Origin of the sequence: Streptomyces sp. NPDC051561 (assembly GCF_044454195.1) — a bacterium.
Classification (GTDB): domain Bacteria; phylum Actinomycetota; class Actinomycetes; order Streptomycetales; family Streptomycetaceae; genus Streptomyces.
The window spans coordinates 121,787-133,099 of sequence record NZ_JBITDM010000016.1 but is presented as its reverse complement, the minus strand read 5'-3'; the positions used below and the strand labels follow the sequence as shown (position 1 = coordinate 133,099).

The window sequence follows — 11,313 nt, the reverse complement described above, 5'->3', positions numbered from 1 at the left end:
TCAGTGCGGGGGGAAGGAGAACGAGGGGGGACGAGCAGGAGGAGGAGCGGGTCTACCGGGTGTGGTCGGGCGCCGCTTCGACGAGGCGCAGCGCCCCGGAGGGACAGAGGTCCTCGGCCTGGTGCAGGGCCGTCAGGTGTTCGGCGCCGGGGGCCGGGTCAAGGACCTTGACCCGGCCGTCGTCGTCCTGGTCGAAGACGTCGGGGGCGCTGAAGGCGCACTGCCCGGCTCCCATGCAGAGCGAGCGGTCGACGACGACGCGCAGTGTCGGCGGGGTCGCGCTCACCAGGTCACCGGCAGGTGGTCGGCGCTCTGGATGGTGCCGGTGCCGACGCCGCGCAGCGGGAGTTCGGCGGCGGGCACAGCCAGCTTGAGCGTGGGGATCCGGGTGAACAGGGAGCGGAAGGCCAGTTCGAGTTCGAGCCGGGCCAGGTTCTGGCCGAGGCACTGGTGGATGCCGTAGCCGAAGCTCAGGTGGCTGCGGCCGGCGCGGTGCGGGTCGAACCGGTCGGGGTCGGCGTGCACCTGGGGGTCGCGGTTGGCGACGGTGGCGGAGAAGAGGACACCGTCGCCGGCCCTGATGGTCCGGCCCGCGACCTCGATGTCCTCGGTGGCCACGCGGGAGCCCGCCAGGTCGGTCACCGCGAGCACGCGCAGCAGTTCCTCGACGGTGCCGGGCAGGGAGTCGGGGCGGGCACGCAGTGCGGCGAGCTGCTCGGGTGCCTCCAGCAGGGCCACGGTGCCCAGCGCGATCATCGAGGCGGTGGTCTCGTGGCCGGCGACCAGCAGGACGAGGGCGATCTGGACGAGTTCCTCGTGGCTGAGGGTGCCGTTCTCGACGTCCTCGGCGGCCAGCCTGCCGAGCAGTCCGGTGCCCCGCTCCGAGCGCAGCCGGGTGACCAACTTGTCGAGGTAGGCGGCCAGTTCGCCGCCGGCGGCCTGCGAGGGGCCCTCCTCGGTGGCCCGCATCAGCCGGCTGGTGGCGTCCTGGAAGAACGCGTGGTCCTCGTACGGGACGCCCAGCAGCCGGGAGATGACCAGCGACGGGACGGGTATCGCGAAGTCCTCGACCAGGTCGGAGGGCGGTCCCTTGGCCAGCATCCGGTCGATGAAGCCGTCCACGACCTCCTGCACCTCGGGGCGCATGGCCCGCATGTGCTTGAGGCTGAAGTCCGGGTTGAGGAGCCGCCGGTGGACGTCGTGCACGGGCGGGTCCTGCGCGATCAGCGGCAGTTTGCGGGCGACCGAGGCGCGGAAGCGCGGGGCGAGCACCGGGAATCCGGCGCGGGTGCGGTCGGCGGAGAGCCGGGGGTCCGAGAGCAGTGCGCGGGCCTGTGCGTAGCCCGTGACCAGCCAGACGGCGCGGCCGTCGTAGAGGGTCACCTCCGACAGTTCCCCCTGGCCGCGCAGTGCGTCGTAACCGGGCGGCGCCTGGTGCGGGCAGGCGCGCGGCTGGGGAAAGGCGAGCAGCGCGGCGGAGTCGTGCGGGGCAGCGGGCATGGTCGGCGTCCTCAGCGGTCGACGGGGGCGGACAGCGGGGTCCGTCGTGTCCGCTGAGGACGCTAAGTGGCTGCTGGAGGAAGCGGCAAACGGTTCTTAGCGCTGCTTTGCAGCGGCTTTAGAGCCGCTTTGACGCGAGGCGCCGCCGGGGCGGGTGGCCGGGCGCGCGGACTTGGCGCCGTCACCCTGCGTGTCCTCGGACTCCTTGGCGGCGAACGCCTTGAGGAAGGTCTCGACGCCGGACTCCACGGCGCGGCGCAGCGCCTCGTCGTCGATGGGCCGGGTGCCGAGCGCGGAGAGCATCGGCATGTCGTCGGCGATCAGGGCCAGGAACTGGCCCGCGGCCCGGTCGGGTTCGGAGATGTCCAGGTGGCCGGCGTTGGCGAGGCGGGCCAGCCGGCCGGCGAGCGCGTCGGACACCTTGGCGGGTCCACCGGCCCGCCAGTCGTCGAACACGGTGGGAAAGCGTACGGTCTCCGCGTACAACAACCGTTGCAGCGCCCAGGAGTTCTCGTCGCGGAAACAGGCGACGAGCCGGGTGGCGACGCCCTCCAGTTCGGTGCGCAGGTCGTCGGGCTGCGAGGTGGGGAAGCCTTCGAGCGCGGCGAGCGACTTGGTGCTGGAGCGCTGGGTCGCCTCCATGACGGCTTCGCGGAAGAGGGTCTCCTTGCCGCCGAAGTGGTTGTAGATCGTCGGCTTGGCGACCCCCGCCTCGGCGGCGATGGCGTCGAGCCCCGCCTGTGCGTATCCCTCGCGGGCGAAGACGCGGATGGCCGCGTCCAGGATGGCCCGGCGTTTGTCGATCCTGCCGCGTCCGGTGGGGCGTTCGGGGGTGCTGTGCGTCTCGCCTCGGCTCATGGGGCCATGCTACCGTCCTACCCACCAAATTGAACTCGCCAGTTCATTCTTGTGTATCTATCGGTATGGCGGGTTCGCGGAAATGCTGAGAGATCGGAGCTCCTTCCATGGCTGACTTCCCGCGTCTGCGTCTGTCCGTACTCGACACGGTGCCCGTGTGGCGAGGTTCCTCGGCGGCCGAATCCCTGCGCAACACCCTCGATCTGGCGGTCCACACGGAGCGCCTGGGGTACGAGCGCTACTGGGTCGCCGAGCACCACAACACCCCGAGCCTGGCCACCTCCGCGCCCGCCGTGCTGGCCGGGCAGATCGCGGCGGCCACCCGGACGATACGGGTCGGATCCGGAGCCGTACTGCTGCCGAACCACGCTCCGCTGGTGGTCGCCGAGCAGTTCGGGGTGCTGGAGGCGCTGCATCCCGGGCGCATCGACCTCGGGATCGGGCGGGCCTCGGGTGCGGACGGCGCGGCGGCTGAACGGCTGCGCGGCTACGGCCCGGCGGGCGACGACTTCCCGGAGCGGCTCGCCGAGCTGGAGGGCTACTTCGGGCCCGGCCGCGAGCGGGCGGCGGTGCGCGCCGTGCCGACACCGCAGGGGCGGCCCCCGGTGTGGCTGGTCGGGTCGAGCCCGCAGAGCGCCGCCTTCGCCGGCTCGCGCGGCCTGCCCTATGTGTACGCGCACCAGATACGGCCGGGCCTCGGGCGGCAGTCGCTCGCGGCGTACCACGAGGCCTTCCGCCCCTCGGTGCACCTGGAGCACCCGTACGCGGCCATCGCCGTCACCGCGGTGGTGGCCGAGGACGACGTGCGCGCGGAGTATCTGGCCCGCGCCTTCGTGCTGGGTCAGATCGTGATGCGCACGAGCGACTGGTTCACGCTGCTGCCCACCGCGCAGGAGGCGGCGCGGCACTCCTTCAGCCGCAGCGAAGAGGCGTTCGTGCGCGAGCGGATCGACTCGCAACTGGTCGGCGGCCCCGAGGAGGTCCGCGGGCGGCTGGCGGCCCTGGTCGAGGAGACCGGCGCCGACGAGGTCATGGCCCTGTCGATGATCGGCGACCACGCCGCCCGGCTGCGCTCCTACGAACTGCTCCGCGGTGCCCTGGACGGGCTGCGGGCCGAGGGGGCTAGTGGTGCGGATGCCGCTGTGCTACCTTCTGGCTCATTGAATTGAACTGACCAGTACAACAAAGATTAACGATAGGTTCAGTTCCGTGATCTGCACAGCTCCCCCTCCCCGTCCCTGCTCAGAAGGTCCCAGGAGAGAGTCATGAGTGAATCCCAAGAGACCCGGCTCGAACCGGCGCTCCTGCGCTTGCTCGGAGTGCTGGTGCTGGGGGCGATCCTGGCGCTGCTCGACGCGACGGTGGTCAACGTCGGCATCGACTCCCTGGGCAAGGAGTTCAAGTCCCCGCTCTCCACGATCCAGTGGGTCGCCACCGGCTACCTGCTGGCCGTGGCTGTCATGGTCCCGATCTCCGGCTGGGCGATCGACCGCTTCGGCGGCCGGGCCGTCTGGATCACCGGACTGACCGTCTTCCTCGGCGGCTCACTGCTCACCGGATTCGCCTGGGACGCCGGATCGCTGATCGCCTTCCGCATCCTCACCGGATTCGGCGGCGGCGTCCTGGAGCCGACCATGCTGACGCTCCTCGCCCGCGCCGCGGGTCCCGCGAGGACCGGACGCGTCATGGGCCTCATGTCGCTGCCGCTCATGCTCGGCCCGGTCATCGGCCCGGTCATCGGCGGGGTCGTCCTGGAGTGGCTCGACTGGCAGTGGCTGTTCTTCTTCAAGGTGCCGATCGGCATCATCGCCATCGTGCTCGCCCTCAAGGTCCTTCCCGGCGCGGAGAAGGGCGGCGGACAGGCGCAGCCCTTCGACCTGCGCGGCGTACTCCTGCTCTGCCCCGGCTTCGCCGCGCTGATGTACGCCTTCTCGCAGGCCGGCGGCGTCGAGGGGTTCGGCCAGACCAAGGTCGTCATCGGCCTGATCGCCGGTGTGGTCCTCATCGTCGGCTACGTCATCCACGCCTTCGGCTCGAAGATCGCCCCGCTCGTCGACCTCAGGCTCTTCTCCAACTGGGGCTTCTCGGCGAGTGTTGCCGCGATGTTCCTGGTCGGCGGAATGCTGTACTCCCTGCTGTTCCTCGTGCCGCTCTACTACCAGCAGGTGCGTGGCAACGGTGCCCTCGCCGCCGGACTCCTGCTCGCCCCGCAGGGGCTGGGCGCACTGATCGGCATGCCCATGGCCGGCCGGCTCAGCGACAAGCTCGGCGCCAGACTCCTCGTCCCGGCCGGTGCGGCGCTCGTCGCCGTCGGCACCGTCGGCTACACCCAGGCGGGCGCCGAGAGCAGCCTGGTCGTCCTGGCCCTCTGCTCCGTCCTCTCCGGACTCGGCCTCGGCATGGTCGGCGCACCGGCCATCGCCTCCGTCTACCGGACCGTCCCGCCCAGCTCGGCGGCCGGAGCCTCCAGCGCCCTGATGATCCTCAACCAGATCGGCGGCTCCATGACCGTCGCCCTGGTCGCCTGGGTGCTCGCCAGTGAAACCCTCGCCGCGAACAGCCTCACCACCGGCTTCCACCACGCGTTCTGGTGGGTCGTCGGCGCCGCCGCCATCGTGTTCCTCTTCGGCTTCCTGCTTCCCGGGCGGCCCGAACAGCAGCCCGCCCCCGAAGCGGCGAAGGAGAGCGGCGAACCGGTCCCCGGACACGCCTGACCCTCCGGCGTACCTGCCCCGGCACCACCACCGCCGGGGCCCCAGACCCACCGCCACCGGCCCGCGTTCCCCCGACGGGCCGGTGGCGGTGTCTTCATGTCCCGCCGTACACAGGGCAGTTGGCGACCGGTCCGCCGGGCGGTGCGATTAGGCGCAAGGTTAGAGACGCTTTAGACCTGGCTCCCAGGATGGGCCCATGGCCCCCTTGGACACCCGAATACTCTCCGCGGGAACCGCACTCCCCGGCCCTCCCGTGGACAACGCGACCCTCGCGCGCCGGTTCGGCATGGACGCCCTGTGGGAGCAGTGGGTCGACGCCTTCATCGGCACCCGCACCCGCCACCTCGCCGTCGACGTCGAAACCGGCAAGGTGCACACCTCCCTCGCCGACCTCGCCGAGCAGGCCGGGCGCACCGCACTGGAACGGGCCGGGCTGACCGGCGCGGACATCGACCTCGTCGTCATGGGCACCTCCACCCCCGACCAGCTCATGCCCGCCACCGTCAACGTCGTCGCCGACCGCCTCGGCATCGACGACGTGCCCAGCTACCAGCTCCAGTCCGGCTGCTCCGGAGCCGTCCAGGCACTCGACGTGGCCCGGCAGATGCTGCTCACCGGGCGGCACCGCACCGCACTGGTGCTCGGCGGCGACGTCGTCGCCCGGTTCTACGACCTCGACGCCCCGCTCGCCACCCTGCCGCCCGCCCAGCTCGTCAACTTCGTCCTGTTCGGCGACGGTGCCGGAGCCGCCGTGCTCACCACCGCCGACGCCGCCGACGCCGTACGCCTGCGCGCCGTGCACACCCGGCTCGTCGGGCACGGCCGCGAACCGGGCGCCGTCCTGGAGTGGTTCGGACCCGTCGACCGCGACTCCGACCGGGCACCCGCCGCCGAGGACTACAAGGCCATCGAGGCCCACGTCCCCCGCATGGCCGCCGAAGTCCTCGACACCCTCCTCGCCGAAGTCGGCTGGGAACGCGACCAAGTCGACCACCTGCTGCCCCCGCAGCTCTCCGGCCGGATGACCGAACGCATCGTCCGAGGGCTCGGCCTGCCCCGCGCCGCCGAAATCAGCCTCGTCGACGAGATCGGCAACAACGGCAACGGCCTCAGCTTCTTCCAGCTCGAACGGGCCCTGGAACGGATCGGCCCCGGCGAACGCGCCCTCGGCATCGCCATCGAGTCCAGCAAATGGATCAAGTCCGGCTTCGCGCTGGAGAGGGACTGACCCATGCCCGACACCGCATCCCTCACCCAGCACCTGCTCGACCTTCAGCAGGCCGGCACCCTCGCCGCCCAGTACCCCCGCCTGCCCGCCCTCCTCGCCGAGGCCGACGAGGCCGAACTCGCCCGCGCCGGAAGGCTCCTGGGCCGACTCGACCCCGAAGCCGTGCTCGCCGCACACCCCTCGGTACCCACCCTCACCGTCGCCGTGACCGGCAGCGGAACCATCGCCCCCGTCGCCCCGGCCCTCGCCGCCGAAGCCGCCCGGCACGGCATCGTGCTGCGCACCGTCCTGTCCGGCTACGACAGCTGGCTGTTCGACCTCACCGACCCCACCAGCGAGCTCTACGCCGCCCGCCCCGACCTCGTACTGTGCGTCCTGGACCCCACGAGCGTCCTGGCCGAACTGCCCACCCCGTGGAACACCGACGACCTGCGGCACGCCCTCGACACCCGGCTCGCCCTCGTCGAGAAAGCCGCCGACCAGTTCGCCGCGCAGTGCGCAGGCACCCTGGTCCTCAACACGCTGCCCCTGCTGCGCACTCTCACCGGCCAACTCGTCGACCTGCGCTCCCGGGCCCTCGCCGGCACCCTGTGGCGCGAGGCCAACATCCGCCTCCTGCGCATCGCCGAGAGCCACCCCGCCGTCGTCGTCATCGACACCGACCCGCTCGTCGCCGAAGTCCCCGCCCAGGAACCGAGACTGAGCGCCTACGCCAAGGCCCACCTCTCGCCCGAGTTCCTCGCCCGCTACGCCCGCGAGGCCGGACACCTCGCCCGCCACCTCGCCGGACGCACCAAGAAGGTCCTCGCACTCGACCTGGACGGCACCCTGTGGGGCGGCATCCTCGGCGACGACGGCAGCGACGGCATCAGCATCGGCGAAGGACCGGCCGGCGAAGCCTTCGCGGCGTTCCAGCGCATCGTCCGCCAGATCGGCTCCCAGGGCGTACTGCTGGCCGCCGTCAGCAAGAACGACCCCGAACCCGTCGACGACGCACTGCGCCACCGCCACGGCATGGAACTGCGCCCCGACGACTTCGTCCGCGTCACCGCCAACTGGCAGCCCAAGCACCTCAACCTCACCGACCTCACCGACGCCCTCAACCTCGGCGTCGACAGCGTCGTCTTCGTCGACGACAGCCCCTACGAATGCGGGCTCGTCCGCCGTGAACTGCCCGGCGTCGCCGTCGTGCCCCTCGACGACGAACCCGCCCTGCACATCGGGAAACTGCTGCGCGACGGCTGGTTCGACACCCGCGAACTCACCGCCGAGGACCGGGGACGCTCGCTGCGCTACCGCGACGAACTCGTCCGCAAGGACTTCCAGCACACCTTCGACTCCATCCAGGACTACCTGGACGAGCTCGGCATCACCGTCGCCCTGGACCCCGCCCGCGACAGCGATGTGCCCCGGCTCTCCCAGATCACCCTGCGCACCAACCAGTTCAACCTCACCACCCGCCGCCGCCAGCCCGCCGACGTCCGCGCCCTCCTCGACGATCCCGAAGCCCTGGTGCTCGCCGTGCGCAGCACCGACAGGTTCGGCGACAACGGTGTCGTCGGCGCCGTCTTCGCCCGCCGGGAGGGCCGTGCCCTGATCATCGACAACTTCCTCCTCAGCTGCCGCGTCTTCGCCCGCGGCATCGAGCAGGCCTGCCTCTCCGCACTGCTGCGGCACGCCGCCGCCACCGGAGCGGACACCGTCTACGGCTCCTACCTGCCCTCGGCCAAGAACGCCAAGGTCGCCGAGTTCTACCCGAAGCACGGATTCACCCCCGCCGACACGGTGCCCGGACTCGACGAACGCCTCTTCCGCCACGACCTCGCCGACATCCCGCCGCTCCCGGCACACGTATGCCTCCACACCCCCCTCGAAGGACTCGCCCCATGAACTCCCACGAAGGCTTCGTCGCACTCCTCCGCGAGGAAGTGGGCCTCCCCCTGGAGGCGGCCGACCTCGGCCGCCCCTTCGACCAGCTCGAAGGCTGGGACTCCGTACACCTGCTCACCCTGCTCACCGCACTGGAACGGGCCACCGGCCGCCGGATCTCACTGCCCGACGCCCTGGAGGCACCGAGCCTGGAACACCTCTACGCGGTGGCGGTGCAGGCATGAGCCCCGCCCGCACCGGCGCCCGCGTCGCGGCACAGCGCCGGCACACCCTGTACTTCCTCGACCAGGTGCGTTCCTTCGCACCCGTCCACCTGGACACCGAGGTCGACATGAGCGCCGTACTCGCCCACCGCGCCCGGGCCGCCGCACAGGGCTGGAAGTACTCCCACAGCAGCTACGTGCTGCACACCGCCGCCCGGGTCCTGGCCCGCCACCCCGACGCCAACGCAGCCGTCACCGGCGGACTCCGCCCGCGGATCACCCGTTACCCCACGGCCGTCGGCAAGCTCACCCTCGACCGCACCCTGGACGGCCACCGCATCGTCCTCGCCGCGATCCTGCCCGCCCTGGACACCGCCGCACTCGACGACATCCAGGAGAAGATCGACCACTACCGCGACGGCGACCCGCACACCATGCCGGAGTTCGCCGCCGTACGGGCCCTCCACCGGGCCCCCTGGCCCGCGGCCCTGCTGCGCTTCAGACGCGCCGCCCGCAATCTCGCCGCCCGGCCCTTCATCACCGGCACCTTCGCCGTGACCTCCCTCGGCCACCGGCCAGTCGACGGCTTCCACTCCATGGGCGGCACCACCGTCACGCTCGGCATCGGACAGGTCGCCGACCGGCCGGTCGCACGGGCGGGCAGCGTCACCGTCGCCCCCGTCATGCGGCTCAACCTGTCCTTCGACCACCGCGTCATCGACGGCGCCGAGGCCGCGGACGTCCTCGCCGAGATCAGGACCGGCCTGGAGAACTTCCGAACCCCCACCCGTGAGGAGGACGAGACGCCCGCCGCCCCACGCACCGAAGAGGTACCGGCAGGCGCCCCGGAATCACCGTGAACGATCTCGCAGAGCTCAAGCAGTACATCGTCGCGCACGCCCGCGCACAGCACATCCCCGCAGCCCACTACCAAGACACCCTCGACCGCATCCGCACCGACGAGGACGGCACCCCCGGCTCCTGGGTCCACGAACTGACCCTCGAAGGCGACCGGCTCGCCGCCCGGAACAACCTCCTGGGCGCGTTCCAGCAGTACAACCTCGCCCGCTTCCCGTACGTGAACGGCGAAGCCCGCCGCGCCGCCCTGGACCGGTGCGTGACCACCTTCGACCGGTGGCGGCGGTCCGCACCCATCGAGATCAGCCCCTTCACCGCCCGCCTCCCCGAGGGCGAGGTCCGCTGCTGGACCACCGGGCTCGACAGCCCGACCCCACGCCCCCTGCTCGTCTTCCTCGGCGGCATCGTCAGCATCAAGGAACAGTGGGCCCCGCTGCTCGTCCAGATCGCCGAACTCGGCATGGCCGGCCTCGTCACCGAACTGCCCGGCGTCGGCGAGAACACCCTGCCCTACGACGCCGACAGCTGGACCATGCTGCCGAAGCTCCTCGACGCGGTCGGCGCGCCCCAGGACACGTACGCCGTCGCACTCAGCTTCAGCGGCCACCTGGCCCTGCGCGCCTCGCTCGACGACAGCCGCATCAAGGGCATCGTCGGCGCGGGCGCCCCCGTCCGCAGGTTCTTCACCGACGCCGCCTGGCAGCGCCGGGTGCCGCGGGTCACCCTCGACACCCTCGCCCACCTCACCCGGACCGCACCGGCCGACCTGCCCGCGCACCTCGCCGAGCGGGCGCTCGACGACGGCCGGCTGCGCGCGATCCGCGCACAGGTCGGCATGGTCGCCAGCCTCCGCGACGAGATTATCCCGCCCGAGGACTGGAACCTGTTGCGACAGCACGTGCCCAGCCTGCGCTTCATCGCCCACGACGACGTCCACGGCTCCCCCCGCCACCTGACGGAGACCAGCCTGTGGACCTTCCTCACCCTGCTGCGGATGCGCGGCGAGACCGGCCCCGCCCGCGCCCGCCTGCACCAGGCACTGCGCGCCGAACGCGCCCGGGTGCGCGCGACCGCCGCCGAAACCGACCCCGCCGCCGCAACCGACCCCGCCGCCCGGGACGCGGCCGCCCTCGCGGAGGCCACCGCATGAACCACACCACCACCGCACCCCGCGAAGTCCCCGGAGCCCCACCCGCCGGCTACCTCACCAGCGCCCCTGACCCCACCGCCGGCCTACGTCTCTTCTGCTTCCACCACGCAGGCGGCACCGCCTCGGTCTACAAGGGCTGGGACCGCGCCCTGCGCCCCTCCGGTATCCACGTCGTACCCGTCCAACTCCCCGGCCGCGAAAGGCGCGTGCGAGAACCGCGCATCACCGCGCTCGCCCCGCTCCTCGATGCCCTCGACACCCACCTGGGCCCGCACCTCGACGCCCCGTACGCCCTCTACGGCCACAGCATGGGCGCACTCGTCGCGTACGGACTCGCCCAACGGCGACAGCAGGAGGGCCGCACCCTCCCCGAAGCACTCGTCGTCGGCGCCTACCAACCACCCCACCGGCCGCCGCCGCTCGCCGCCGTCCGGGGCATGAACGACCGCGAACTCACCCACCTCCTCGTCGATATCGGCGGCATGTCCCCGATGCTGCTCGAATACCCGGAGTGGCGAGAGTCCGCCCTGGCCCTCATCCGCGACGACCTCAAGGTCTGTCACGGCTACCGGCACACCCCGGCGGCCGCCGGGCTGCGCTGCCCGGTTCACGCCGTAGTCGGCTCCGACGACCCGCTGGTCACCGCGCCCGACGCCCAGGAGTGGGCCCAGCACGCACAGGGGCAGTTCGACGTCCACACCGTGCACGGCGGCCACCTGTTCATCAGGGACGCCCAGGACGCCGTGCTCGCACTGCTGCGCAGGACCCTGCCCACCGGCTCCTCCGCCCCGCGCGGCTGACCCGCCGGGCCCCGCAAGCACGCCGAAGAACTGCTTTAGAAGGCGAAAAGGGGCTCCTTAGCGGGCTCGGCCAGGCTGGGTCACCCCGGTCCACCGGAGCCCGTACGAAAGG

General features: G+C 71.8%; 11 protein-coding genes. 8 read left to right on the top strand and 3 right to left on the bottom strand.

What is annotated here, in order from left to right:
- Nucleotides 1-52: 52 nt before the first annotated feature.
- The 3 genes from ACIA73_RS29305 to ACIA73_RS29295 all read right to left on the bottom strand — a co-directional run bounded on the left by ACIA73_RS29305 (nucleotide 53) and on the right by ACIA73_RS29295 (nucleotide 2,358).
- The gene (locus tag ACIA73_RS29305) at nucleotides 53-286 is read right to left on the bottom strand and encodes a ferredoxin (protein WP_399441812.1); all 234 of its coding nucleotides are present in this window, start codon (nucleotides 284-286) and stop codon (nucleotides 53-55) included.
- Complete coding sequence (locus ACIA73_RS29300) at nucleotides 283-1,500, bottom strand: cytochrome P450 (protein WP_399441811.1); 1,218 nt, start codon at nucleotides 1,498-1,500, stop codon at nucleotides 283-285. Before ACIA73_RS29300 ends, ACIA73_RS29305 begins: the two co-directional genes overlap by 4 nt.
- 96 nt (nucleotides 1,501-1,596) lie before the next feature.
- Nucleotides 1,597-2,358, bottom strand: a complete 762-nt coding sequence (locus tag ACIA73_RS29295; protein ID WP_399441810.1) for a TetR/AcrR family transcriptional regulator — start codon at nucleotides 2,356-2,358, stop codon at nucleotides 1,597-1,599.
- Nucleotides 2,359-2,465: 107 nt separating this feature from the next.
- On the opposite strand from ACIA73_RS29295, the gene ACIA73_RS29290 reads away from it, so the two are divergent.
- From ACIA73_RS29290 to ACIA73_RS29255, 8 genes are all read left to right on the top strand, one after another.
- Nucleotides 2,466-3,527 (top strand): LLM class flavin-dependent oxidoreductase, encoded by a 1,062-nt coding sequence (locus tag ACIA73_RS29290; RefSeq protein ID WP_399441809.1) that lies wholly within the window; start codon nucleotides 2,466-2,468, stop codon nucleotides 3,525-3,527.
- A 96-nt stretch (nucleotides 3,528-3,623) separates the two neighbouring features.
- On the top strand, nucleotides 3,624-5,072 hold the full coding sequence (locus tag ACIA73_RS29285; RefSeq protein WP_399441808.1) for a DHA2 family efflux MFS transporter permease subunit: 1,449 nt from the start codon (nucleotides 3,624-3,626) through the stop codon (nucleotides 5,070-5,072).
- Nucleotides 5,073-5,268: 196 nt separating this feature from the next.
- On the top strand, nucleotides 5,269-6,300 hold the full coding sequence (locus tag ACIA73_RS29280; RefSeq protein WP_399441807.1) for a 3-oxoacyl-ACP synthase III family protein: 1,032 nt from the start codon (nucleotides 5,269-5,271) through the stop codon (nucleotides 6,298-6,300).
- Between the two features lie 3 nt (nucleotides 6,301-6,303).
- Complete coding sequence (locus ACIA73_RS29275) at nucleotides 6,304-8,190, top strand: HAD-IIIC family phosphatase (RefSeq protein WP_399441806.1); 1,887 nt, start codon at nucleotides 6,304-6,306, stop codon at nucleotides 8,188-8,190.
- Nucleotides 8,187-8,414: an acyl carrier protein gene (locus ACIA73_RS29270; protein ID WP_399441805.1), complete on the top strand. Its 228-nt coding sequence runs from the start codon at nucleotides 8,187-8,189 to the stop codon at nucleotides 8,412-8,414. Before ACIA73_RS29275 ends, ACIA73_RS29270 begins: the two co-directional genes overlap by 4 nt.
- Complete coding sequence (locus ACIA73_RS29265; RefSeq protein ID WP_399441804.1) at nucleotides 8,411-9,253, top strand: 2-oxo acid dehydrogenase subunit E2; 843 nt, start codon at nucleotides 8,411-8,413, stop codon at nucleotides 9,251-9,253. The genes ACIA73_RS29270 and ACIA73_RS29265 overlap by 4 nt, the downstream gene beginning before the upstream one ends.
- Nucleotides 9,250-10,401, top strand: a complete 1,152-nt coding sequence (locus ACIA73_RS29260; RefSeq protein ID WP_399441803.1) for an alpha/beta hydrolase — start codon at nucleotides 9,250-9,252, stop codon at nucleotides 10,399-10,401. The genes ACIA73_RS29265 and ACIA73_RS29260 overlap by 4 nt, the downstream gene beginning before the upstream one ends.
- Nucleotides 10,398-11,201: a thioesterase II family protein gene (locus tag ACIA73_RS29255; RefSeq protein ID WP_399441801.1), complete on the top strand. Its 804-nt coding sequence runs from the start codon at nucleotides 10,398-10,400 to the stop codon at nucleotides 11,199-11,201. The genes ACIA73_RS29260 and ACIA73_RS29255 overlap by 4 nt, the downstream gene beginning before the upstream one ends.
- Nucleotides 11,202-11,313 lie beyond the last annotated feature (112 nt).